24 protein-coding genes are annotated in these 23,098 nt (G+C 44.4%); 16 read left to right on the top strand and 8 right to left on the bottom strand.

The features are described 5' to 3' along the window. Positions 1-49 precede the first annotated feature (49 nt). Both recO and Q369_RS0116840 read left to right on the top strand, forming a co-directional pair. A complete protein-coding gene (recO, locus tag Q369_RS0116845; RefSeq protein WP_031528960.1) occupies positions 50-745 on the top strand; it encodes a DNA repair protein RecO in 696 nt (231 codons plus the stop codon). Positions 746-817: 72 nt separating this feature from the next. After that, entirely contained in the window at positions 818-1,522 is a 705-nt protein-coding gene (locus Q369_RS0116840; protein WP_031528959.1) for a DUF4488 domain-containing protein, read from the top strand. A gap of 351 nt (positions 1,523-1,873) precedes the next feature. Here the strand turns inward: Q369_RS0116840 and lptB are convergent, their stop codons facing one another. Beyond that, complete coding sequence (gene lptB / locus Q369_RS0116830; RefSeq protein WP_031528958.1) at positions 1,874-2,605, bottom strand: LPS export ABC transporter ATP-binding protein; 732 nt, start codon at positions 2,603-2,605, stop codon at positions 1,874-1,876. Between the two features lie 15 nt (positions 2,606-2,620). Next, entirely contained in the window at positions 2,621-4,345 is a 1,725-nt protein-coding gene (gene recJ, locus Q369_RS0116825) for a single-stranded-DNA-specific exonuclease RecJ (RefSeq protein WP_031528957.1), read from the bottom strand. Between the two features lie 115 nt (positions 4,346-4,460). Here recJ and ruvX point away from each other — a divergent pair, with 115 nt between their 5' ends. From ruvX to Q369_RS0116810, 3 genes are read left to right on the top strand one after another with little or no spacing between them, the layout of a single operon-like run. Continuing rightward, complete coding sequence (gene ruvX / locus Q369_RS0116820; protein ID WP_031528956.1) at positions 4,461-4,898, top strand: Holliday junction resolvase RuvX; 438 nt, start codon at positions 4,461-4,463, stop codon at positions 4,896-4,898. 12 nt (positions 4,899-4,910) lie between these two features. Then, positions 4,911-5,492 (top strand): peptide deformylase, encoded by a 582-nt coding sequence (gene def / locus Q369_RS0116815; RefSeq protein ID WP_031528955.1) that lies wholly within the window; start codon positions 4,911-4,913, stop codon positions 5,490-5,492. 38 nt (positions 5,493-5,530) lie between these two features. Continuing rightward, positions 5,531-6,322 carry an amidohydrolase gene (locus Q369_RS0116810; protein ID WP_031528954.1) on the top strand — a complete coding sequence of 264 codons (792 nt, stop codon included), beginning with the start codon at positions 5,531-5,533 and terminating at the stop codon, positions 6,320-6,322. A gap of 6 nt (positions 6,323-6,328) precedes the next feature. On the opposite strand, the gene gatC is transcribed toward Q369_RS0116810, so the two are convergent. Further along, positions 6,329-6,616 (bottom strand): Asp-tRNA(Asn)/Glu-tRNA(Gln) amidotransferase subunit GatC, encoded by a 288-nt coding sequence (gatC, locus tag Q369_RS0116805; protein WP_031528953.1) that lies wholly within the window; start codon positions 6,614-6,616, stop codon positions 6,329-6,331. 624 nt (positions 6,617-7,240) lie between these two features. Here gatC and Q369_RS0116795 point away from each other — a divergent pair. The 6 genes from Q369_RS0116795 (at position 7,241) to Q369_RS0116765 (ending at position 13,247) form a co-directional block, all read left to right on the top strand. Then, positions 7,241-8,080: a MotA/TolQ/ExbB proton channel family protein gene (locus Q369_RS0116795; RefSeq protein ID WP_031528952.1), complete on the top strand. Its 840-nt coding sequence runs from the start codon at positions 7,241-7,243 to the stop codon at positions 8,078-8,080. A 62-nt stretch (positions 8,081-8,142) separates the two neighbouring features. Beyond that, positions 8,143-8,757, top strand: coding sequence for an ExbD/TolR family protein (locus tag Q369_RS0116790; protein ID WP_031528951.1), 615 nt, complete (start codon positions 8,143-8,145; stop codon positions 8,755-8,757). 37 nt (positions 8,758-8,794) lie between these two features. Further along, on the top strand, positions 8,795-9,376 hold the full coding sequence (locus Q369_RS0116785; RefSeq protein ID WP_031528950.1) for an ExbD/TolR family protein: 582 nt from the start codon (positions 8,795-8,797) through the stop codon (positions 9,374-9,376). A 31-nt stretch (positions 9,377-9,407) separates the two neighbouring features. After that, the gene (locus tag Q369_RS0116780) at positions 9,408-10,232 is read left to right on the top strand and encodes an energy transducer TonB (protein WP_031528949.1); all 825 of its coding nucleotides are present in this window, start codon (positions 9,408-9,410) and stop codon (positions 10,230-10,232) included. 221 nt (positions 10,233-10,453) lie between these two features. Further along, positions 10,454-11,410, top strand: coding sequence for a substrate-binding domain-containing protein (locus tag Q369_RS0116770; protein WP_031528947.1), 957 nt, complete (start codon positions 10,454-10,456; stop codon positions 11,408-11,410). An 88-nt stretch (positions 11,411-11,498) separates the two neighbouring features. Beyond that, complete coding sequence (locus Q369_RS0116765) at positions 11,499-13,247, top strand: tetratricopeptide repeat protein (protein WP_229206870.1); 1,749 nt, start codon at positions 11,499-11,501, stop codon at positions 13,245-13,247. 71 nt (positions 13,248-13,318) lie between these two features. On the opposite strand, the gene Q369_RS29510 is transcribed toward Q369_RS0116765, so the two are convergent. Then, on the bottom strand, positions 13,319-13,522 hold the full coding sequence (locus Q369_RS29510) for a hypothetical protein (RefSeq protein WP_031528945.1): 204 nt from the start codon (positions 13,520-13,522) through the stop codon (positions 13,319-13,321). Between the two features lie 113 nt (positions 13,523-13,635). Between Q369_RS29510 and Q369_RS0116755 the strand changes: the two genes are divergently transcribed. Next, on the top strand, positions 13,636-15,009 hold the full coding sequence (locus Q369_RS0116755) for a BatD family protein (protein WP_229206869.1): 1,374 nt from the start codon (positions 13,636-13,638) through the stop codon (positions 15,007-15,009). Positions 15,010-15,011: 2 nt separating this feature from the next. Further along, complete coding sequence (gene aroC / locus Q369_RS0116750; RefSeq protein WP_031528943.1) at positions 15,012-16,091, top strand: chorismate synthase; 1,080 nt, start codon at positions 15,012-15,014, stop codon at positions 16,089-16,091. Between the two features lie 383 nt (positions 16,092-16,474). Here aroC and Q369_RS0116740 read toward each other — a convergent pair whose 3' ends face one another. Then, a complete protein-coding gene (locus Q369_RS0116740) occupies positions 16,475-17,818 on the bottom strand; it encodes a Gfo/Idh/MocA family protein (protein WP_031528942.1) in 1,344 nt (447 codons plus the stop codon). 27 nt (positions 17,819-17,845) lie between these two features. Beyond that, positions 17,846-18,832: a formylglycine-generating enzyme family protein gene (locus tag Q369_RS0116735; protein ID WP_031528941.1), complete on the bottom strand. Its 987-nt coding sequence runs from the start codon at positions 18,830-18,832 to the stop codon at positions 17,846-17,848. A 139-nt stretch (positions 18,833-18,971) separates the two neighbouring features. Here Q369_RS0116735 and Q369_RS0116730 point away from each other — a divergent pair, with 139 nt between their 5' ends. Both Q369_RS0116730 and Q369_RS0116725 read left to right on the top strand, forming a co-directional pair. Further along, a complete protein-coding gene (locus Q369_RS0116730) occupies positions 18,972-20,855 on the top strand; it encodes an ABC-F family ATP-binding cassette domain-containing protein (protein ID WP_031528940.1) in 1,884 nt (627 codons plus the stop codon). A 51-nt stretch (positions 20,856-20,906) separates the two neighbouring features. Then, positions 20,907-21,542 carry a DedA family protein gene (locus Q369_RS0116725; protein WP_031528939.1) on the top strand — a complete coding sequence of 212 codons (636 nt, stop codon included), beginning with the start codon at positions 20,907-20,909 and terminating at the stop codon, positions 21,540-21,542. Here Q369_RS0116725 and Q369_RS0116720 read toward each other — a convergent pair. Continuing rightward, positions 21,539-22,060 (bottom strand): gamma carbonic anhydrase family protein, encoded by a 522-nt coding sequence (locus Q369_RS0116720; RefSeq protein WP_031528938.1) that lies wholly within the window; start codon positions 22,058-22,060, stop codon positions 21,539-21,541. The genes Q369_RS0116725 and Q369_RS0116720 overlap by 4 nt on opposite strands. Before the next feature lie 150 nt (positions 22,061-22,210). Between Q369_RS0116720 and Q369_RS0116715 the strand changes: the two genes are divergently transcribed. Continuing rightward, positions 22,211-22,771 (top strand): YqgE/AlgH family protein, encoded by a 561-nt coding sequence (locus Q369_RS0116715; RefSeq protein WP_031528937.1) that lies wholly within the window; start codon positions 22,211-22,213, stop codon positions 22,769-22,771. Here Q369_RS0116715 and Q369_RS0116710 read toward each other — a convergent pair. Next, positions 22,768-22,950, bottom strand: coding sequence for a hypothetical protein (locus Q369_RS0116710; RefSeq protein WP_035333628.1), 183 nt, complete (start codon positions 22,948-22,950; stop codon positions 22,768-22,770). The genes Q369_RS0116715 and Q369_RS0116710 overlap by 4 nt on opposite strands. Positions 22,951-23,098 lie beyond the last annotated feature (148 nt).

Here is a 23,098-nt window from a genome sequence, read left to right as displayed (position 1 = left end):
AAACCTATCTAACAGAAAGATAAGTATTTTTGATCAAAAAGAATCTGGTATGCTTCATAAAACCCGAGGAATTGCGCTGAGCTACATTCGCTACCGGGAATCCTCCATTATCTCAAAGATCTACACGGAAGCATTTGGGATACAGACCTACATTGTGAACGGGGTGAGGAGTTCGAAATCAAAGTCTAACCGAATTGCTTTATTTCAGCCACTTACATTGCTGGATATGGTGGTTTATCATAAAAGTAAAGAGGATACCATTCACAGGTTGTCGGAGCTGAAATGCTATGCGCCGTTTCATAGTATTCCATTTGACGTGATCAAGTCGAGTCTCGCGCTATTTGTTACTGAAATTCTTGGAAAAACTTTGCGAGAAGAGGAGCACAATGAATTTCTGTTCCACTTTATACAGAATGCGGTACTGTACCTCGACAATGCGGAAGGTAGCTTTGAAAATTTTCACATTCAGTTTCTCCTGCAGCTCGCATCTTTTCTGGGATTTGGTATAGAGACCATTGAAGACCTGGAAAATGAATTAAAGGAAAATAATTACCCGCATTCGGCTGATACTGTCGAGCATGCGGCTTCTGAGCAGCTATTGTATTCAGACTTTGGCACGCGCATTGTACTGGATCGGAACCGGCGGCTCAGAATTCTTGAAAAGCTTATCTTTTTTTACAAAATACATTTAGACGGGTTGGGAGAAATCAAGTCTCTTGAAGTGTTGAAAGAAATCCTGAGGTAGCTTACAGCCGATTGGCACAGAGTTTGGCATAATTTTGATGACGTATATAGTACTTACCAAAACCGATTAATAATGAAGCACATACTTACAACCACTCTTGTCCTGATGTCAATAGTTGCTTTCGCGCAGGTACCCAAAGGTGCATGGAAATCGCAGGAACCTACTGGCAGCGCGTCGACGCTGATTGTTGCAGACAATTACATGGTAATTGCCTCTTACAGTGTAGGTAACAAATATTTTGAGCGTACCGAAGGCGGCCCGTTCACAATGAGCGGGGATCAAATGACTTATACGCCCGAATTCAATTCCGCGGATACTTCTAAAATAGGGATTCCCATTGTGTTCACAGTAACAGTCAAAGACGATATTCTAACATTGAAGTACGAAGAAGCAATGGTTTGGATGCGTGTCGATAACGCTGCGAACGTACCTATGGCCGGTGCCTGGCACATTACCGAGCGGGCAAACGGCGGTCAGGGAGATCTTGTTAAAATACATCAGGAAGGTACCCGTAAAACGTTGAAGCTATTGTCGGCAACCCGGTTCCAGTGGTTTGCGATTGATCCGGGTGTCAAAGGTTTTTATGCAACAGGTGGTGGTACTTACACGGCTAAAAACGGGAAATACACCGAAAACATCCAATTCTTTTCAAAAGATAATAATCGCGTTGGTACCTCACTCAGCTTCGATTTTAAACTCGAGAATGGCAGGTGGGACCACAGTGGAAAAAGCAGCGAAGGAAAACCGATCCATGAGATCTGGGAGAAAATTAAGTAGCCGAATGAACCTATTTAGATTTGTTCAAAATAATTTTGGTAAAAATTTGAATCATTCTAAATAGCTGTTACATTTGCCCGGGTTATAACTGTCAACAGGATGAGCGTTTTTGTATTAAATGAGTGCAGTATGTTTTCGGAGCAAAGCGATGTGTGGATGAAATCGGTGATAGGAGAATCCGAGTGCGTCTTTAAAAAGTGCTGTGAGAAGTATAAGAAGAAGGGAAAGCACTGCAAGAAATGCCCCAAGAAATAATGGACAGTTAGCCTTAACAGCTAGCAATACAGTTCATGGTGAATAATTATAAGAGAGGGAATGCCAGGTAGCGTTCCCTTTTCTATTTTGTATCTGTTAAACTTTGCGCTTTAATTCAAAGTGCTGACCCAGGTAAACGCGCCTTACTACTTCATCTTCCGCTAATTCCTCTGCAGTTCCCTGTTTCAAAATTTTGCCTTCAAACAACAAGTAAGCACGATCGGTGATTGAAAGTGTTTCGTTTACATTGTGGTCGGTAATCAGGATACCTATGTTTTTATGTTTTAATTTGGCAACAATGCTCTGAATATCTTCCACGGCAATGGGGTCAACTCCGGCGAACGGTTCATCGAGCAGAATGAATTTTGGATCTACGGCAAGTGAGCGGGCAATTTCGGTGCGCCTTCTTTCGCCTCCCGACAATACCATTCCTTTGCTTTTTCGAACGTGCCCCAGGTGGAATTCTTCAATGAGTTCTTCTACTTTCAGCTTCTGATCATTTCGCGACAGATCAGTCATTTCGAGCACAGCTTTGATATTTTCCTCCACAGTAAGTGTCCGGAAAACGGAAGCTTCCTGCGCCAGATAGCCCAGCCCAAGTCTTGCCCGCTTGTACATTGGCAGGCTTGTAATATCCTTATCATCCAGAAATACTTTACCGCTGTTGGGTTTCACCAATCCCACAGCCATATAAAACGAAGTAGTCTTGCCAGCGCCATTTGGTCCCAGCAACCCTACGATTTCGCCTTGTTCTACCTGATAGCTTACATTATTATTGACGAGTCGCGCGCCGTATTTTTTAACCAGGTTCTCGGTTTTCAGTATCATGTCCGTCAATTCAGATTACTGCTCGTTCTCGTGCAGCTTAATGTCTTTCAAAGAGAGTTGTAACGTTTTTTTGTCGCGAAAGTTATTTTCTTCCAGCGAATAGCAGATTGAAAACGGTGTACCCGAGATAAGATCCGGATAAAACCGGGCCAAGCCGAAGCCTACTGCGCAGTAAACCTGGGAATTCCCTTGCTTCACATCGAACTTGATGTGCTTTTCTTTCATAATGCTCGGCCTGCTCGCCAGAGTCACCAATCTGGATTCAAAAACGGGCGTCATATTACCGGGGCCAAACGGTCCCATTTGCCGGATAATATTATAGAATTTCGGAGAAATCGATTCGAGATGGAGCAGTGTGTCGATGTTAATCATCGGCACCATCTGGTCCGGAAGAATCCTGCTGCTCACGATTTCATTGAAGCGCGATCTGAATGCTTCGATGTTTTGGAGAGGCAATGTAAGTCCTGCCGCAAAAGTATGCCCGCCGTATTGTTCAAGCAGGTCTGCGCATTCTTCGATTGCTTCATATACATCAAATCCCGGCACCGACCTGGCAGATCCGGCGGCTTTTCCGTGTGAATGCGTAAGTATGATCGTAGGACGGTGATATTTTTCAATGCAGCGGCTGGCCACAATCCCAATTACACCTTTGTGCCAGTCTTCCTTATAAAGCACGGTACTTTTGGCTGTGGTAAACCAATCGTCGTTTTCGATCATATAAAGTGCCTGCTCGGTAATGCTGGAATCAAATGTCCGCCGCTCGGTATTGTGCTTGTTGATCTCCATAGCAAATTCCATTGCCTCTTCATCCAGCTCGGAAAGCAACAGTCTCACAGCCTCTTTGGCATGCTTGATCCTGCCGGCAGCGTTGATGCGGGGGCTTAACCCAAAGACAACATTGGTGATATCTAAATGTCCGGTCATTCCCGAAACTTGGATCAATGCTTTGATACCGGTTCTTGGGGATGCATTTAATCTCTTCAAACCGTAAAATGCGAGTACCCTGTTCTCTCCGGTAATAGGTACGATATCTGCGGCTATGCTGACGACAAGTAAATCGAGGTATTCGAACAACAATTCGATATCAATATGCTGCTTAATGCAAAAAGCCTGTAAAAGCTTGAATCCGACGCCGCAGCCTGTCAGCTCTTTATAGGGATATTCACAATCCTCGCGCTTCGGATCAAGTACAGCCGCTGCTTTGGGTAGTTCAGGGCCGGGGCGGTGGTGGTCACAGATGATAAAATCGATGCCTTTTTCGGTTGCTGCTTCAACCTTATCAACAGATTTTACGCCGCAGTCGAGTGTGACTATCAAAGAAAACCCATGCTCGCTTGCCCAATTAATGCTCTGCCAGGAAACGCCATAGCCTTCTTCATAGCGGTCGGGGATGTAGTAGTCCAGATTTGCATAAAATCTTTTTAAAAACCCATAGAACAATGCTACTGAGGTGGTTCCATCAACGTCGTAATCTCCATATACCAGGATCTTCTCGCCTCTGTCAATTGCTTCAATAAGCCTCTCCACTGCCAGATCCATATCTTTCATCAGGAATGGATCGTGAATGTGGGAAAGTTCGGGGCGGAAAAAGTTTCTGGATTGTTCAAAGTCTAGTATGCCCCGACGTACCAGCAAAGCAGCTAGTGAAGGGTTCAGGTTCAGGGCAGCGGCAAGGTCTGCAACAGTCTGCTGCTGCTCAGATGTAAATTCAGGATGGTGTATCCAACGCTTGTCAATCATGCCGCAAATATAACTGGATTCTGTGACCCCTGTTCATAACGGATTATCCGTTCGTACATCGGGAAAAGCTAGTTGAAAGGTCTTATCTTTGCAACCTGTTAACAATCTTTAAGAAATGGCGCGATTACTTGCAATTGACTTTGGATCCAAACGCAGCGGAATTGCAGTGACAGACCCATTGCAGATCATTGCCACAGCGCTGGATACGGTACCAACGCATGATTTACGGACTTTCCTGAAAAAATATATTTCACAGGAGCAAGTCGAAGCATTTGTAGTTGGAATGCCCAAAAAGATGGATAACACAGATAGTGAAAACGCTGCGAGAGTTCAGACATTTATCAAGTTGATCCAAAAAGACTTTCCTGAAATACCTGTGCACACGCACGATGAAAGATTTACCTCTTACATGGCGCTGCAATCTATGATTTCGGCCGGATCTAAGAAGAGCGACAGGAGAGAGAAAGGAAATATAGATAAGGTAAGCGCCACTATCATTCTGCAGTCATTTATGGAAGGCAGGGGCAATGCAAGAAATTTTACTAGTCAATAAAGTTAAAAACCAATGATTTACCCGATTGTAGCTTACGGTGACCCGATTTTAAGAAAGCCAACCAGATTTGTCGAAAAAGACGAAATGGATTTAAAAAAGCTTTCTGAAGATATGTTTGAAACAATGCATTCTGCGAATGGAGTTGGATTGGCTGCACCGCAGATTGGTTTGAATGTGAGGGTTTTCGTAGTAGATGCAACACCTTTTGCTGAGAAGGAAGACGAGGATGATGAGCCGGATTTGTCACTGGCAGATTTTAAGAAAACCTTTATCAATCCCGAAATCCTGGAAGAGACTGGCAAAGAGTGGGCGTTTGAGGAAGGTTGCCTGAGCATACCCGGGATCAGGGGAGATGTGTACCGTCCTGAAACAGTACGCATCAGGTACCGCGATATTGAGTGGAATGAATATGAGGAAGTATATTCAGGTATGGCGGCACGTGTAATACAGCACGAATATGACCACTTGCTCGGTAAGTTGTTCGTCGACTATTTACCGACTTTGAAAAGACAGTTTATCAAAAAGAAGTTGACTGATATCTCGAAAGGGAATGTCGATGCAGACTACCGGATGCGCTTCCCCGGCCGACGGTAGGTACATATATATATAGCCACTTTTGTCAGAGGGTAACTATGCCTCAGGTTCATTCGGATTCATTATCGGTTGCGCTGGTACAAACCGACCTTTATTGGGAGGATATTACCTCTAATCTGGCCTCACTTGAAGAAAAGATTGCCGAGATCGCCGAAGCAGTGGATGTAATTGTGCTGCCGGAAATGTTTAATACCGGCTTTACGATGAACACCAATCTTGCAGAACCTGTGAATTTGACCACTACCAGGTGGATGAAGCAAATTGCTGCGCAAACGAATGCATTGCTGATCGGAAGCTTTGCTGTTAAAGAAGGCGGGAATTTCTATAACCGGGTATTTTGTGTGAAACCGGACGCTTCATTCGTATTCAGTGACAAGCGTCATCTTTTTACAATGGGAAAGGAGAATCTATCGTATAAGCCAGGGGACACAAGGCTCACCCTAATCTGGAAAGATTGGAAGATCACACCGCTCATTTGTTATGATCTCCGGTTTCCGGTATGGAGCCGAAACAACGTTACTGATCCTTTCGACATACTTATATACGTAGCAAACTGGCCCGCGAAAAGAGCTCACGCCTGGAATACGCTATTGAAAGCGCGGGCCATTGAGAACCAGTGCTATGTTGTGGGCGTGAACAGGGTGGGAGAAGACCCAAATGGCTTGAGTTACCAGGGAGACTCTGTTGCGCTGGACTATCTGGGAGAGCCGGCCTGCATACTTGGCGACAAGGAAGTGATCAAGATCGTACGCTTTTCAAAGAGCGAGCTCGAAGGATACCGTAACAAATTTCCTGCACTATCTGACGCCGATCCTTTTACATTGCATTGAGCACTGCTATTCAATCACCTTCGGTACCATAATGTAACGCTCATTTTTAGAAGGGGCATTTGCAAGCGCATCTTCCCTGCTCAGAGTATTGGCGGCCTCGTCGGTGCGCCAGCTGTTTACTTCGTCGAGAATGTGCGTAAGCGGCTCTACTCCTTCAGTGTCAATCTCATTGAGCTGATCCATCCAGTTTAGTACGGAATCCATACTTTTCAACGTAGCTTCCTCTTCCTCAGGACGTATTTCGAGGCGGGCCAGGTGGGCTACCTTGTAAAGTGCGTCGCGATCGATTTTCATGGTATTAAGAATTTGTTAAGTTGCAGTAGTAACTACTGACGGAATGTCAAAATTACCTCATTTTTGCCAAACCGCTACTGCGACGTGGGGATTGGGACGGATAATGTCTCGGGTAGCATTAAAAAAGTTGGTCTTCGTTCATGTTGATTTTTGTCAAAAACGGAATGAATCAGACGAACAGCAAGGAGGCAATTGTAAAATTGTTGTTAAGACACTTAGTAGGAGAAAAATAATATTTGCTTTTCTAAGTTATTCTTGAAATATTTTGAAATACAATTATCGGCTTTAAAAAACATGTATGAAGGCTTTGGCGCAAAGAGTACAATTAAGTAACGTATATAAGCTTATGATATTTGGTTCTTAATCAGTACTAAACTTAGATTTTTTAAGAAAATAGTGGGCGAGGCGATCTTTAAAATATTCAATTTTTCAGCTTCCAGTTGAAATCAGAAATAAAAAATCTGACCAAAAGCTTGCTTTTTTTTAAAAGGAAAACTCATACTTTTGTAGATGTCGATAATTGAAAAAAGCAATCGAAATTTTATTTTACCAAAACCAGTTTTTACCGAAAATTTTATTTAATTCACAACCAAAATCTCAATTTAACCTTTAAAAGTAAGTCTGATGGAAAAGAAAGCTACAAGTCCGGCACCTGCTCCAAAGCCTGCTGCGGCGGCAACAAAAGGCAAAGGCGGTTTAAACCCGGCATTGGTAATCCCTCTACTATTTGCGATTGCATTATGCGTGTACATTTTCGTTCTGGGAGCCCCGGAACACTTTAAAGATGGTGATCACGAAAAAGGTCCAATCGACGGAGATTACTATGGAATCGTTTACAAAGGCGGTCCTATCGTACCAATTTTGATGACCTGTTTCCTTATTGTATTAACTTTCACGATCGAGCGTTTGATCACTTTGAGCAAAGCGTCAGGATCTGGAAGCATTGATTCTTTTGTTCGTAAAGTGAGAAGCCTTTTGGACAAAAACCAAATTGACGAAGCAATCAAAGAATGTGACAGACAAAAAGGATCTGTTGGTAATGTAATCAAAGCAGGTCTTCTGAAATACAAGCAGCTTACTACTGAGACTGCTCTTGACAAAGAACAAAAGCTGGCAGCTCTTCAGAAAGAAATCGAAGAAGCTACTACGCTTGAACTTCCAATGCTGCAGAAAAACCTTACTATTATCGCTACACTTGCGGGTGCATCTACACTTCTTGCACTTCTTGGAACGGTAATCGGTATGATTAAAGCGTTCGCGGCTCTTGGTACATCAGGTTCACCTGACTCAGCGGCTCTTGCGACTGGTATCTCTGAGGCCCTTATCAATACCGCACTTGGTATCGGTACGTCGGCAATTGCTACTATCTCATACGCTTACCTGAACAGCCGTGTTGACGATCTTACTTACAGCATTGACGAAATCGGCATGAGCCTACAGTCAAACTTTGCTGCACATTATTGATAGTTCTTTGAACTATTTTATAGTGTAGTTTCGTTAATATAAAAAAAACTTATATATTTGATATGGCAAAGGTAAGACCTAAGAAGCACGCCCCGCATACGGATATGACGGCGATGACTGATGTAGCGTTCTTACTATTGACCTTCTTCATTATGACTGCGACTTTTAAGTCGAACGATGCTGAGATTACTACTCCATCTTCGATTTCTCAGATCAAGGTTCCGGATGATGATATCATGGTCATTAGTATCGACAAAGCAGGTAAAGTGTTCTTTGGCGTGGATGCTCAGCCAGTGAGAGCGGCGATGTTGGAAAACATCGGGCAATCAAAAGGGATCACATTCACTGATACTGAAAAGGCCAAGTTCGCTGTGCAGTCCAGTTTTGGGTTTCCTTTGAATCAATTGAAACCTTGGCTGAATATGCCGAAAGAGCAAATGTCCCAAGTTAAACAGCCTGGTATCCCTGTTGACTCAACTGGTGCCAGTGAACTTGCTGACTGGGTTTATGCAGCTCGTAAAGCAAACAACCGGCTTCGTATCGCACTGAAAGGTGATAATCTGTCGAAGTTCCCTGTTTTCAAGGATGTGCTGTCTAATTTACAGTCGCAGAACATTAATAAGTTCAACCTGATAACAGGTAGTGAGCAAGCGCCTGCCGGCTACACAAACGATTAGGGTGTTATTAAGTAATTCATTTTAATTAAAGCAAGAAATGGCAGCAATTGAAGAATCGGGTGGTGGTGGCAAAGGCGACGGTAAGGTTCGGGGTAAGAAAATGTCTACCCGTGTAGACATGACACCAATGGTGGACTTAGGATTTTTGCTTATCACGTTTTTTATGCTTGCAACAACCATGTCGAAGCCTACTTCGATGTCGTTAGCGGTACCCGATAAAACTGACAAGGAAGATCAGGAGAAAACCGAACCTTTAAAAGCATCAAAGGTGTTGACCCTTTTCATGGGTGCCAATGATGATGTGTACTATCTGGACGGAGTAGCTGCGGATGACGATAAGGCAGAAGCGTCTTTGAAGACAACGCGTTACGGATTTGATTTGCGAAGTGTAATTTTTGCATCTCAGAAACGTATCAATGCTGCTAACCCGAAAGACGAAAAAGGGAACGATCCTTTTGTAGTTGTAATCAAGCCAACCCAGGTATCAACCTACAAGAACATGGTTGACGTATTGGATGAGATGGCAATTACGAAATCCAAAAGGTACGCGCTTGTGGAAACTTTGACGGATTCTGAAAAGAAGCTGTTGGGTGACAAGATTGTTCCGAAAGACCAATAATTTTTATCTAACCTATTAACTAATACGCGCCATGGCAGAACTAGGCCCGAATGCAACACTGGATGACATAGTGTTTGCTGATCGTAATAAGGCGTACGGTGCATTTGAACTTCGTAAAGGCTATCGTGCTGATGTTACGAAGGCCACTCTGATCGGAGCTGCACTTTTTGTTCTTGCAATGTTTACTCCGTCTATCATCAATAGACTGACAGCAGGGCAGGAAGAAGAGGAAGTAATGGTTGAAGTGGATTTAATGAAAATACCACCGCCGCCAATTGACCCGGCAGAACCGCCACCGCCACCGCCGCCTCCAGTAGAGCAGCCTAAGGTGAATACGGTGAAGTTCTTGCCTCCTGAGGTAAAAAAGGATGAAGAAGTTCCTGAAGAGGTACCACCTCCAACAGTTGAAGAGATCAAAGAGGCTGTTGTTGCTGATAAGACCATTGAAGGAGATCCTAACGCAAACGAAATCATTGTAGCTCCTGAAGCTGTCGCTGCCCCAAGTAAGGGAACGGTAGTTGAAGCTGCACCTGAGCCTGAGAAGGTCTTTACAGTGGTTGAGCAGCAGCCTGAATTTCCAGGTGGTACTGCGGAAATGTACAAATACTTAGGTAAAAATATCAAGTATCCAAGTGCAGCATCTCGTGCTAACGTTTCCGGAAGGGTTTTTATGTCATTCGTTGTTAATACGGATGGAAGTATCCAGGATGTGTCAGTGTTAAAAGGATTGGGTTTTGGTTGCGACGAAGAAGCTATCCGCGTTGTGAAAGCAATGCCGAAGTGGAAACCAGGGAAGCAGTCAGGACGTGCAGTTCGTGTTAAATACAACCTGCCAATTAATTTCCAACTGGAGTAACTCATGACGGAAAAACCATTGCATGAGAAGATCGCTGATCTGACCTCTGTGTTGATGGCTTTGACATACATAGGAGGAGGGGTCTTTTTGATCCTCTCCTCCTTGTCTTTTAGGTTGTTACCAGTTGGAAGCGTACCCAGGTACGCGTTTGCTGGCACACTTATTTTGTATGGCGCTTACAGAGGATACAGGGTCTGGCGGAGAAGAAATCAGGAGGAACTATGAAATTCAGGTTATTAGGACTGGCAGTATTAGGTGTCTGCGGAGTGTTTGGCTTGCTGAACTGCGGGTCTGGAAACAGTGATTTGGATAATCCCCGACAGGGTACGATTACAGTTGCTTCTGATGAGTCTTTCAAGCCGTTGGTTAGCGCGCTTACGAATGCTTACGAGGGAATTTATCCAAATGCGCATTTTAAAGTTGATTACAAACCTGAGCAAGAGGCTATAAGACAATTGCTGAACGACAGTGCGCGTATTGTCTTCTCGACGAGGCAATTGAATGAGAAGGAGTTGGAGATTATAAGAAGACAAAAGAGCAGTCAGAAATACCAGCATATTGCAACCGATGGGCTCGCTCTTGTTGTGAGTAAGGCTAATACCGACAGCCTGATTACAATGGCCGAAGTACAGGCTATCATGGAAGGCAAGTTGAAGGATTGGTCTCAACTTAAAGGTGGAAACCAAAAGGGGCCGATCACCTTGGTATTTGACAATGCGAATGCAAGTAACCTCAATTATATTCTTGAGAAATTTAAGGTCAAAGACATCAGAAATTTGAGGATAATTTCCTCAGGTTCTAATGAGAAGGTAATTGAGCAGATCAGGAAGAATCCTTTATACCTCGGATTTATTGGTGTAAGCTGGATTAGCGACGGTCATTCTCTTGCATCCGAGGAACTTTCACAAGGTATACACGTGTTGGGAGTCTCCAAGAAGACAAATCCCGATTCTTTGTCGGATTACATACAGCCCTTTCAAAGTGGGTTGGAATTTAAAAGATATCCCTTGCATAGGGACCTATATATTCTCAGTCGTGAAGGCTACTCAGGTTTAGGTGGTGGATTGATGACTTATATAGCCAGGGACGTAGGAGGATTGATTATTCAGAAGATGGGATTGCTTCCTACGGTACCTTACCCGCGTGAACTCGAGATCACTACCGGGGCAAACTTTTAAAGTACAGAATTTTAATAGATTTGGATTTGTTATTGAAAAAGCCAAATTTTTTATCACTATTTTAACCCGGTAAAAAATGAACAGAAACATGAAAGTAAAGTTAGTAGCACTGGTATTTGGATTATTAGCCTTTGTGCAATTACACGCCCAAACGGTGCAGGATGGCTTGGCATTGATACACGGAGAACGTTACAATGAGGCGGGCGAGGTATTCAAAAAGCTCGCAGAGGGCAGCCCTTCGGCCGATAACCAGTACTATCTGGGATATTACTATATAAAGACTGACCAGTTGGATGAAGCGCAGAAAGCGTTTGAAAAAGGTTTGCAGGTTGATGATAAATCTTATTTGAACAAAGTCGGTCTGGGAACCGTGGCGCTTGGAAAGGGTGACCGTGCAAAAGCAAAGGAACTCTTCGACGAAGCTGAAAAGAAGAAGAAAAAGGATGCAGAGGTTCTTTACCGTATTGGGGAGGCTTACACGCTATTTGAAAAGCAAAACGATCCAGCAGAAGCTATCCGGTTATTGGATGAAGCAGTAAAGAGAGATAAGAATCTCGCTGATGCTTACATTGCAAAAGGTGATGCTTTGATGTTACGTAATGAAGGTGGTAATGCTGTAACTGCTTATGAATATGCGTTGACAGCTAAGCCTAACTATGCAGTAGCCCACAATCGTATTGGTCAGATTTACCTGCGTGGTAAAAACTACAACCTGGCTCTGGAAAACTACAAGAAGGCGATTGAAGCTGATGCCAACTTTGCACCTGCTTACAAGGATCTTGCCGAATTGTATTTCTTTGCTCAGAAATACAAGCAAGCTGCTGAGAACTTCGACATGTACATTCAGAAAAGCGGTACTACTGACCCTGAGATGAAATTGCGTGCAGCTCAGTTTGCTTTCACTGCTGACGATTATGCTAAGTCGCTGCAGTTGCTGGAAGAGATCAAAGGTAAAATCAATAACCCGATTACGCTACGTATGTACGGTTGGTCTTACTTTAAACAAAACGATCCGGATAAAGCAATTGAGAACCTGAATGAGTTCATGAAAGTTGCTCCTGATAAGATCATCGGTGATGATTACAAATATTTGGGACGCGCATACAACCAGAAGAATGGTGGTGAAAAAGGTTATGACTCAACTGGCGTGCTTTACATCCTGAAAGGTGCTGATATGGATACCAGCAAAACGGAAGCGGCTACTACCTATAAAGAGGTTGCTGCCTTGTACTACGCTGCCAAAGACTATCCTAACGCTGCCGCTGCTTATGAAAAAGGTATTGCCCTTGACACTGCAAAAGCGAGCGCCAACGATTATTACTACACAGGTTTGGCGAACTTCCAGACAGCATCCAGCTTCACTGTACCAACAGCAGCGGATTCAAACTTCGCTGATAGCGCGAGGATCGCGATGGATAAAAAGAATCTGTATCTGAAAGCAGATTCCATCTTTGCGATCGTTACAGAGAAGCTGCCTGAGTGGCCTTATGGATACTATTGGAGAGCTAGTACGCTTTACAATGCTTACGACAGACAGGAAAACATAGACAAGGGTATCTCTGCTCCATACTATGCGAAACTGGCAGAGCTGGCTGAAAAAGATCCGGACCCATCCAAGTACAAATCATATTTGAGACTTGCATATGGATACCTGGCATTTTACAGCCAAACCACTGAGAAGGATCCTGCGAAAGCAAAGGAATATTGGGAGAAGCTCCTGAAAGTTGATCCGGATAACGCATCAGCTAAGGAAGCCCTGGGTCTTGCAGTAGCATCGCCTGAGGCTGGACAAACAGGAGGAAAGGCTAAAACGGCCGCAACTCCAAAGAAGAAGTAACCAGACTATTATAAAAGTAAGAGCCGCCTGGAAAATCCAGGCGGCTCTTACTTTTATAAAACAAAAAAATACTAAGACGGTGTAACCCGCGCAAAGCAGGTATTCAGAACAGGAAGATGCACTGAAGCATAATGATCGTAGCACCATTGCTTTAAACGCTTAACCTCAGCTGGCATCAACATACGAATCGCTTTTTTAAGCTCTTTCTCGAACAATCTGCGATCGAAGCTAACTTTTTGCAGAATAATTTTAATGTATTCAAGCATCGAGGCCATATGATTACTTAATTTTGTGGTTTAGGGACGCGGAATGTACATTCCGACATAGCAATTGCTAATAAAGATAACGAAATATTTAAATGAGATTATATGCGTTATTAAATATTTTTTTGTGTTATTCTCTTATTTGCACTGCGCAAGTTCAGAATGCTGATGCTACTGTGGAGCTTGGGCCTAAAAATCTGACACTCAGCCAACCCTTTACTATTTCCGTTGTTCTAAGAGATGCTGAAACACGGCCGGCCGTAACATTCCCCGACATTCGTGACCTGGAAAAGCGCAGCAAATCAGCAACAAGCTCCATTAGTACTGTTGACGGTAAGAAGGTTGTAATACAGACCATCACGCAGGAGTACTATGCTTCGAAGGCCGGCAGCTACCTGATTCCTGAATTTACACTTACAATAAATGGTCAGAAACTAAGGTCAGAAGAGACAATGGCGGTATTTTCGGCGTCACAGGATACAGAGGAGAATACAGTGCAGGCAGTCGCAGACCCACCCGAAGCCGAAATCGAGAATTATAATGAAGCTGTTTTTCTTGCGGTTCAAACAGATAAAAAGCGCGTCTTTATACGTGAGGGCTTTGCATTGAAAATATCGCTTTATATCGCTGAAAATGCGCCTGTCGATATGGAGTTCTATCGCTTCAATGAGCAATTTCAATCCATCTTAAAGACATTAAGACCAGCTAATTGTTGGGAAGAGAATGTAGGTATTGAAGAGATTATTAAAAGAAGAATTACAATCAAAGGAAAGCGCTACACCGAATATAATATGTACCAGGCGAGACTTTTCCCTATTACCACGGAGAAAATTGTATTTCCCGCCATTCGGCTCGATATGTTGGTGACGGATAATAGCGCGGCAGTAAATGTGGATAAAAAGGTCGTGAAACCCTTCCGGTCTAAGGTGGTTGCTGTGGAAGTGAAACAATTGCCCGAACATCCGCTGCGGGACCAGGTGGCAGTTGGCCAGTATAGTTTGAGAGAATCGTTGTCGGCTGCGCTTGTTTATCCAGGCGAGAGCATTCGTTATATGTTTAAGGTGGAGGGCGTGGGGAACATTGCAGCTTTGCCAACACCCCTTGTTCTAAGCAATTCCAATCTAGACATTTATCCGCCTGAGGTAAGTCAGATAATCAAGAGAAGCTATCAGAATGTTATTGGAGAAAAGACTTTCGACTACTTTGTTGTGCCCCGTAAAGATGGTACATTTCCGCTCGGGAGGTATTTTCAATGGATTTACTTCAATTCGCATCTTGCAAAATATGATACATTGAGATCCTCCAAATCATTGGAAGTTAAAGGAGAGGATTACAAAATAGCCAATCTTTCTCTGTCCGGTTCTTCCGGTCTTTATGATAACATCGAGAGTCTCGACAGCAGCAAGCAGGGAACAGATTACAAGAAAATATTAAAAGAAGTAACCAATGCGATTGTCATCATTTTGCTGGCTACGCTGATATGGGTTTTTAGAAAATAGTTATGGGAAGTACCTACGGAAAGATATTTAAGATAGCCACTTTCGGCGAGTCACACGGAGTTGGGATCGGTGTAGTCATTGAAGGCTGTCCGGCCGGACTGGAATTTGATTCCGATTTCATTCAAAGCGAGCTCACCCGGCGTAAGCCAGGACAATCGAGAATAACCACACAGCGTAAGGAAGCTGACGAATTTGAGGTTCTTTCTGGCGTTTTTGAGGGTAAAACGACCGGAACTCCCATTGCATTGATCATTCGTAATGAAGATCAGCGAAGCAAGGACTATTCTCACATTGCGACGCAATTCCGGCCCTCGCACGCTGATTACACCTACCAGGAAAAATATGGAGCGAGAGACTACCGGGGCGGAGGCAGAAGCTCAGCCCGGGAAACCGCTGCAAGAGTAGCTGCCGGCGCAGTCGCTAAATTGTTTCTGGCAAAAATGAACATCAACATTACGGGCTACGTATCGCAGGTTGGTCAAATGAAGCTGCAAAAGTCATATAATGAGCTGGATCTTTCCCTAGCAGAAGAGAATGCGGTCCGCTGCCCGGATCCGGAAATGGCCGCTCAGATGTTTGATTATATCGACAATGTGCGTAAGTCAGGCGATTCTATCGGCGGAATAGTAAGCTGTGTAGTTACGGGTACTCCTGTGGGACTAGGTGAGCCCGTGTTTGACAAACTTCACGCGGAACTTGGTAAGGCAATGTTGAGTATCAATGCAGTAAAAGGCTTTGAATACGGAAGCGGGTTCGAAGGTGTTAAACTACTTGGATCACAGCACAACGACGCCTTTTTCGTGGACGAAAATGAGAAAGTACACACCAGAACAAATCACTCAGGTGGTGTACAGGGTGGTATTTCCAATGGTCAGGATATTTACTTCAATGTAGCGTTCAAGCCAGTGGCCACGATCATGCAGGATCAGGAAAGTGTGGATCAGAATGGAAACGTCGTGGTCGTGCAGGGAAAAGGGCGTCACGATCCTTGTGTTGTGCCCCGTGCTGTACCTATCGTAGAGGCGATGGCAGCGTTGGTGCTGGCTGATTTTTACCTTAGGAACAAATCAAGCAAAATTTAATTCATAGCCGGTGTTTTCTGCGGCGCTGATTGAGGCTCAGAACTAGCCAGATCGTTCCCAGAAATTCGATTATAAGGCCAGCAAGGATAATGGGATTACTTACTTGTGTTTGAGAGGTGTTGAGGAATACACCGGTAAGTATTGTCATCATACCGGTGAGCAGAATAAGTGCAGCGTTTCCTAGTCCAAGTTTCACTGACCATTTGTTTCGTTCCACATTAAGATCGTAAAAGATCTCTTACCGAATGTAAAAAATTGTTTCGGCAAATGCTACTTACCGCATTAACTTTTCTGTCGCTTATTGATGGGAGATACCAGGGAATGGAAACAAAAAATGGCTCGTCATGAGCCATTTTTTGTTTGTAATATTTGAATGGAAAAGATCAGATAACCTGACTTTTACCAGGCACCGCCACAGGATAAAGTCCATCCGGGCCAGGCATAATTTTCGGAGAAGCATCCCACGCAAGTTTATCAGGGAACAAATTAATGTCTGAGTTCAGCGCTTCGTCCCACTTCACCATTTTACCGGAGTAAGTAGCCATTCTGCCCATAATCGCGGTCATTGTACTTTTTGCGCCATTCTCTGCGTCAGCAAACTTGTATTCGCCTTTCGCAATAGCAGCAAACAATTCGTCGTGCTCTACCTGATATGGATTCTTGTCGGCTTTACCATCATGCTGATAGATAACGCCGCCTTTGTAGTCTTTTAATGCTGTTTTCTTGCCGTCGAAGCTGTCAATGCGGCCTTTCGTTCCTACAAACGCTTCATCAACGCGGTTCCACGTTCCTTCGAACTGGCGGCACTGGCTGGAAATAACTGTTCCGTCTGCATAAACCAGGTCGAGTGTGTGGTGATCGTAAATTTCACCGTAAGCTTTCCCGGTACGCACCTGACGTCCGCCTGTTCCCTGGATTTCGACAGGGTAACCCTTTTTCACCCAGTTGGCTACGTCAATGTTGTGAACGTGCTGCTCCGAGATATGGTCGCCGCAAAGCCAGTTGAAGTAATACCAGTTTCTCATTTGGTATTCCATTTCAGTCTGGTTTGGCTGGCGCTCCTTCATCCAGGGGCTGTTTCCTACCCAGTATACCTGTCCGCCAACGATATCACCGATTGCGCCATCGTGGATTCTTTTGATTGCCTCAATGTAATTTGCCTGATAGTGACGCTGCAAACCTACTACTACATTCAATTTCTTCTTTTTAGCCTGCTCAGCGATTTCCAGCACCTTACGGATACCTGGCGCGTCAGTAGCAACTGGCTTCTCCATAAAGATATGCTTGTCATTTTTGACAGCCTCCTCGAAGTGCGATGGACGGAAGCCCGGAGGTGTTGCCAAAATCACCACATCTACATCTTTCAATGCGATGGCTTTCTTGAATGCATCAAAACCGACGAATTTACGGTCGTCAGGCACATTAACCTTGGTAGCAGTATCAACAGCTTTTCCAGTTGCGTCTTTGTATTTCTTTGCAGTAAGGTTTTTGTATGCATCATCCAGACGATCTTTAAATGCATCGGCCATTGCTACGATCTGAACGTTTTGAGATGTGCTCAAAGCTTGTGCAGCAGCTCCAGTCCCTCTACCTCCGCAGCCTATCAGCGCTACTCTGATCGTTTCGTTTACAGAACTATTGAAGCCGTATCCTGTCAGCGGATTCAATATCGCACCGCCGGCGATGAGGCCCGATGCTTTTAAGAAATTACGTCTGTTTTGTTCCATTATTCAAGAATTAAGAGTTATAGTTGATCAATAGTCTTCAATTAATTTAGGGCTGTAATAAGCCTGGATTTCCTCCGGAGATGGTGTTTTAAGAGGTCTGACAACTCTAAAACCAACAAATGAAGCACTTGTCAGCCACCACTCGCTTTTTGGCAATTGCGGATCAAGGATCTTCCAATCTGCCTTTGACGGTATTCTTGCCGCGCTTCTCAATTCCGAAGGCTCATCATCCCACGATCCCCCACGAACTGAATTTGGGTAAAGCTCAGTCACCGGCGCATACTTTTCACCGGCTGGCTTTTTAGCATAGTAATCCGGGATATATTGGTCCAGGGTCCATTCCATTACATTTCCATGCATATCATGCAGTCCGAATGCATTTGGTTTTTTCTGACCTACCTTTTTGTAAGCTGCGTCGCTGTTGCCACGGAACCATGCATATTCTCCCAATTTGGAAGCATCGTCGCCGAATGAATAAGCAGTTTTCGATCCGGCGCGGCAGGCATATTCCCATTCAGCTTCTGTTGGCAACCGGTAGAAAACACCCGTTTTTTCGTAAAGCCATTTGCAAAAATGGATAGCCGCATATTGCGTCATATTGATAGCCGGATATCCCTCGCGACCCATACCAAATGACATATCTACATAAGGTGGGCTGGGGCGGGTACTTGCATCTGTTTTTTGTACTGATTTGTCAGGATCCGGGTGGCGGGCCGCCATTTCTTTCTCCATGTTTTTGAAGGAATACAGATCGTATATATCCCAGATTACTTCAAATTTTCCCATCCAGAAAGGTTCGATTTTCACCTTGTGCTGGGGACCTTCGTCGGCTTTGTGGCCTTTTTCGCTGGCAGGGCTTCCCATCATGAACTCGCCGCCTGGAATAGCGACCATTTCATATACCTTTGGGCTGCCCCCGATTTTTTGTGTGTAATTTTTAAAGTTAGCGTCTTGGGCTATTGCGTTGAAACAAAATAGGAGTGTTGAGATTAAGAAAAGAGATTGTTTAGACATAATAATAAAACGAGTCGGTTGGAACCATCTAACTGAATATAAGTGGCAATATTAGCCTATTTACCCTATCAAAACGAATTTTTTCTAAGTTGTTTGATATCTGTTCTAACTTTGCAGACATTGAATTTTAGCTTTAATCATGAATTATCTTTCAGCAGAAAATATAGCAAAGTCATTTGCCGACAAATGGCTTTTTAAAAACATCAGTTTTGGTATCAGCAGAGGCGATAAAGTAGCCTTAATTGGAAAAAACGGAACGGGGAAGACGACATTTCTAAACATTCTTACAGGTAAGATACCCCCAGACGAAGGCGAAGTCAGTTTCAGAAAGGACATTCGCATTGGTTACCTTGATCAAAGTCCTGCATTCGACGAAAGCCTGCCCGTGTTGGAAGTGATTTTTTCATCCAACAATCCCGTGGCGCAAGTGGTGAAACGGTACGAACACGCCATTGAAACCGATAATCACGACGAACTGGCAGAGGTAATGGAGGACATGGACAAGTACAATGCGTGGGATTTTGAATATCGCACGAAGGAAGTGCTCGGCAGGCTTGGCATTCACCATACAGATACTCCTTACGGCGCACTTTCAGGAGGCCAGCGTAAAAGGGTGGCGATGGCGAAGGTTTTGCTCGAAGATCCCGATTTGTTGATCCTCGATGAGCCTACCAACCACCTTGACCTGGACACCGTAGAATGGCTGGAAAATTACCTGAATACGTCAAATACTACTTTGCTGGTAGTCACGCACGACAGGTACTTCCTCGACACAGTTTGTAATCAAATGCTCGAACTCGACCACGGTTCGGCTTATCCGTATAAAGGTAACTACTCCTATTTCCTCGAAAAGAAGGCAGAAAGAGAGGAAATGGAAGCAGCCGGCATTGACAAAGCCAGAAACCTCATGCGGAAAGAACTGGACTGGATCCGGAGACAGCCGAAAGCGCGGGGTACCAAAGCAAAATACCGGGTTGATGCTTTTGAAGAACTGAAAGAAAAAGCCAGTCAGAAGAAGTTTGATACCAAAATGGAGCTGAATGTCCGCACTTCCAGGTTAGGCAGCAAAATTATCGAGCTTGAAAAGGTAAGTAAAGGTTTTGGCGACCGGCAGTTGATCAAGGATTTTGAATATACTTTCCGTAAAGGGGACAGGATAGGGATTGTTGGTAAGAATGGAATGGGTAAGTCGACGCTCCTGAATATGATTACCGGTGAGCTGACTCCCGATCAAGGTTCAATTGTAAAGGGAGAAACCGTTCAATTTGGCTATTACAAGCAGTCAGACCTCGTTTTTAATGAAAATCAGCGGGTAATTGATATCGTGAAGGATGTTGCCGAGGTAGTTCAGCTCGGAACCGGCGAATCGGTTACAGTCGGTAAGTTGCTCGAAGCATTCCTTTTTTCTCCATCCAAACAATACGATTTTATCTCGAAGCTGAGCGGAGGTGAAAAACGGAGATTGCAATTGTTGCTGATCCTGATCAAGCAGCCCAACTTCCTGATCCTCGATGAGCCGACCAACGATCTGGACATTGCGAGCCTGAATGTACTGGAAGACTTTCTGATGAACTTCCCCGGCTGTCTGATGATCGTTTCCCACGACCGTTATTTTCTTGACAGGCTGGTGGAGCACATATTTGTTTTTGAAGGCGAAGGTAAAATCAGCGACTTCCCAGGAAACTATACCGAGCTGCGGGACTATCAGGATGAGCAGGAAGCAGAGAAAAAAATTGCAGGATCCAAGCCTGCGCCGGTTGCAGCTCCTGAGCCGGTAAAGGAAAGTGTTTCTGTTGCAAATGCGCCTGCCAGGAAAAAGCTGAGCTATAAAGAGCAAAAGGAAATGGAGCAGCTTGAAGCAGAAATAGCGAAAATGGAAAAGCAAAAGGCTGTTCTGGTCGAAAAGTTAAATAGCGGCGGCTCGCACGATGAGCTGGCAAGCTGGTCGAAGGAAATCGAAGAATTGACCGACAGTCAGGCTGACAAAGAAATGCGCTGGCTCGAACTATCGGAAAATGCTTAAATTTGGACAGCTCCATAGCAAGTATGGAGCCTGTTCCTATATCCTGACGTTATGAATTCAATTACCGAATTTTTCCAATATATACTCAACTCCGAGGAGATCATCCGTACGGGAGGTCTGCTGGTTATTACTTTCATAGTTTTCGCAGAGAACGGATTGTTTTTCGCATTCTTTCTCCCCGGCGATTACCTGGTTTTCCTGGCCGGCGTATTCTGCGGAACGGGCATTCTGGATGTACCGATCGGAATTTTGCTTTTATGCATGTTTACAGCAGCAGTACTGGGTTCTTTGTTGGGTTATATTTTTGGCAAATATTTCGGTGATATGTTCGAGAACAGGCCAGACTCCTTCTTTTTCAAGAAGAAGCACATTGAAACTACACGTAACTACTTTGAACGTTACGGTAGCCGCACGCTCATTATCAGCCGGTTCCTGCCTGTTGTAAGAACTTTCGCCCCGATACTCGCGGGATTGGTAAAAATGCCGTTTGTATCATTCCTGGTTAACAATGTAGCTGGCGGCGCGATCTGGATAGGTTCCTTGACAGGGGGCGGATATCTCTTCGGCGAGCGCTTTCCGTGGATCGTGGACTACGTGCAGTACATTATCCTTTTCTTCCTCGCGATTACCACGTTTACAGTGATCAAAGGTTATCTGAATGCGAGAAAGGAAATGGGTGAGGGCTAATCCTCTGTTTCCCTGAACCAGCCTGAATAGGTAATGTAGTTGTTCGCAGTTCTGTCGATAGCCGCATTCAGCTCGGGCGAAACATCTTTCAGGTACCTGGCTGGATTACCTGCATAAATGGTACCCGGCGGAATTTTCGTACCCTGCGTTACAATCGCACCAGCTGCAACGATGGAGCCTGTGCCTACTACCGCTCCGTCCATTACAATCGCGCCCATTCCGATCAGCACATGATCTTCGATTGTACAGCCGTGCACAATTGCATTGTGCGCGACAGATACGTAATTGCCAATTGTGGTGGAAAAGCGCTGGTAAGTGCAGTGAATCACTGCTCCGTCCTGCACATTTGAATGGTGCCCGATCCGTATACTGTTCACATCGCCGCGGATTACCGCATTAAACCAAACCGTACAATTTTCGCCCATTTGCACATCGCCTACGATCGTTGCATTTTCAGCAAACCAGCAATTTTCGCCGAATGCCGGCTGGTATCCCCGCACGGATTTAATTAGTGCCATAATCTTGTTCTTGTTGGTTTCGCAATCAAGTGGTATGCTTTTTGGTTTGCAAGGAAAATTGTCAAAAACCCGCCGGAATTTGAATATTCAGGGGTTAATGTTACCAGAATTTAAAATATATTCGTTCAGCATAAAAAGTTTCGTCAGAATATGTCTACAAGCATGAATGTCTCGAAGGGAAGCCTGCTCATTGCCAAACCATTTTTGGGCGATCCAAATTTTGAGAGAGGTGTGATCCTGATGTGTGAGCATAACGATCAGGGTAGCTTTGGTTTTGTGCTGAATCAAACCACGGAGCTGTTTCTCGGCGATGTGCTTGAAGAAACAATTTACCAGGACATCACGCTGCATCTGGGCGGCCCGGTAGAAAAGAACACGCTCCATTTCATCCACAGGCGCCCGGACCTGATTAGTGGCGGTGCTGAAATCATGAGTGATGTATATTGGGGTGGAGATTTCACAACCGTGAAAACACTGCTTAATCTGAATACGCTCAATCAGGACGATATCCGCTTTTTTATAGGTTACTCAGGCTGGGGTGAAGGGCAGCTCGCTGAGGAGCTCAGTCAGGATTCCTGGATTATTACCAACACCAATTCAGAATTTCTCTTTACAACTCCGCCAGGAAATTTTTGGCGGGAGGTACTGCGCAACATGGGTGGTGAGTACCGCTCCATTGCGCATTATCCCATTGATCCGCGCCTTAATTAATTAGGGCGGTTTAACCCTTTTACCGACTCGTAATCCGATTTGATCCGGCCCACTTCTTTTGTCAGAAAGTACTGCAATTCTTCATTGAAGACTTTCTTTTCGTCTTCCGGAAGGGAGTTATACAGGTCTTTCAGCTCTTGGTTGATTTGCGCGCGCTCCTCTGCGGAACCAGCATTCATTGATCTGATATGAAATCTTTTGAAATCGAAATTGCCCATTTGTTTTTATTAAGTATTTGAAACCATTAAGCCGGCGATTTTTGCCTCCGGAAGTTCGGTTGGAACCTTTGCTGTACAAACCTGAACAATCTCCCGAGATAACCGAACG

Source organism: Dyadobacter crusticola DSM 16708 (genome assembly GCF_000701505.1).
GTDB lineage: Bacteria > Bacteroidota > Bacteroidia > Cytophagales > Spirosomataceae > Dyadobacter > Dyadobacter crusticola.
The sequence above is the reverse complement of the archived record's forward strand: the minus strand, read 5'-3'. Positions and strand labels throughout refer to the sequence as shown.

Bases quoted from the DNA above. Each gene is read 5' to 3' on its own strand.
- recO (WP_031528960.1), top strand. From the start codon at position 50: ATGCTTCATAAAACCCGAGGAATTGCGCTGAGCTACATTCGCTACCGG.
- Q369_RS0116840 (WP_031528959.1), top strand. From the start codon at position 818: ATGAAGCACATACTTACAACCACTCTTGTCCTGATGTCAATAGTTGCT.
- lptB (WP_031528958.1), bottom strand. From the start codon at position 2,605: ATGATACTGAAAACCGAGAACCTGGTTAAAAAATACGGCGCGCGACTC.
- recJ (WP_031528957.1), bottom strand. From the start codon at position 4,345: ATGATTGACAAGCGTTGGATACACCATCCTGAATTTACATCTGAGCAG.
- ruvX (WP_031528956.1), top strand. From the start codon at position 4,461: ATGGCGCGATTACTTGCAATTGACTTTGGATCCAAACGCAGCGGAATT.
- def (WP_031528955.1), top strand. From the start codon at position 4,911: ATGATTTACCCGATTGTAGCTTACGGTGACCCGATTTTAAGAAAGCCA.
- Q369_RS0116810 (WP_031528954.1), top strand. From the start codon at position 5,531: ATGCCTCAGGTTCATTCGGATTCATTATCGGTTGCGCTGGTACAAACC.
- gatC (WP_031528953.1), bottom strand. From the start codon at position 6,616: ATGAAAATCGATCGCGACGCACTTTACAAGGTAGCCCACCTGGCCCGC.
- Q369_RS0116795 (WP_031528952.1), top strand. From the start codon at position 7,241: ATGGAAAAGAAAGCTACAAGTCCGGCACCTGCTCCAAAGCCTGCTGCG.
- Q369_RS0116790 (WP_031528951.1), top strand. From the start codon at position 8,143: ATGGCAAAGGTAAGACCTAAGAAGCACGCCCCGCATACGGATATGACG.
- Q369_RS0116785 (WP_031528950.1), top strand. From the start codon at position 8,795: ATGGCAGCAATTGAAGAATCGGGTGGTGGTGGCAAAGGCGACGGTAAG.
- Q369_RS0116780 (WP_031528949.1), top strand. From the start codon at position 9,408: ATGGCAGAACTAGGCCCGAATGCAACACTGGATGACATAGTGTTTGCT.
- Q369_RS0116770 (WP_031528947.1), top strand. From the start codon at position 10,454: ATGAAATTCAGGTTATTAGGACTGGCAGTATTAGGTGTCTGCGGAGTG.
- Q369_RS0116765 (WP_229206870.1), top strand. From the start codon at position 11,499: ATGAAAGTAAAGTTAGTAGCACTGGTATTTGGATTATTAGCCTTTGTG.
- Q369_RS29510 (WP_031528945.1), bottom strand. From the start codon at position 13,522: ATGGCCTCGATGCTTGAATACATTAAAATTATTCTGCAAAAAGTTAGC.
- aroC (WP_031528943.1), top strand. From the start codon at position 15,012: ATGGGAAGTACCTACGGAAAGATATTTAAGATAGCCACTTTCGGCGAG.
- Q369_RS0116740 (WP_031528942.1), bottom strand. From the start codon at position 17,818: ATGGAACAAAACAGACGTAATTTCTTAAAAGCATCGGGCCTCATCGCC.
- Q369_RS0116735 (WP_031528941.1), bottom strand. From the start codon at position 18,832: ATGTCTAAACAATCTCTTTTCTTAATCTCAACACTCCTATTTTGTTTC.
- Q369_RS0116730 (WP_031528940.1), top strand. From the start codon at position 18,972: ATGAATTATCTTTCAGCAGAAAATATAGCAAAGTCATTTGCCGACAAA.
- Q369_RS0116725 (WP_031528939.1), top strand. From the start codon at position 20,907: ATGAATTCAATTACCGAATTTTTCCAATATATACTCAACTCCGAGGAG.
- Q369_RS0116720 (WP_031528938.1), bottom strand. From the start codon at position 22,060: ATGGCACTAATTAAATCCGTGCGGGGATACCAGCCGGCATTCGGCGAA.
- Q369_RS0116715 (WP_031528937.1), top strand. From the start codon at position 22,211: ATGTCTACAAGCATGAATGTCTCGAAGGGAAGCCTGCTCATTGCCAAA.
- Q369_RS0116710 (WP_035333628.1), bottom strand. From the start codon at position 22,950: ATGAATGCTGGTTCCGCAGAGGAGCGCGCGCAAATCAACCAAGAGCTG.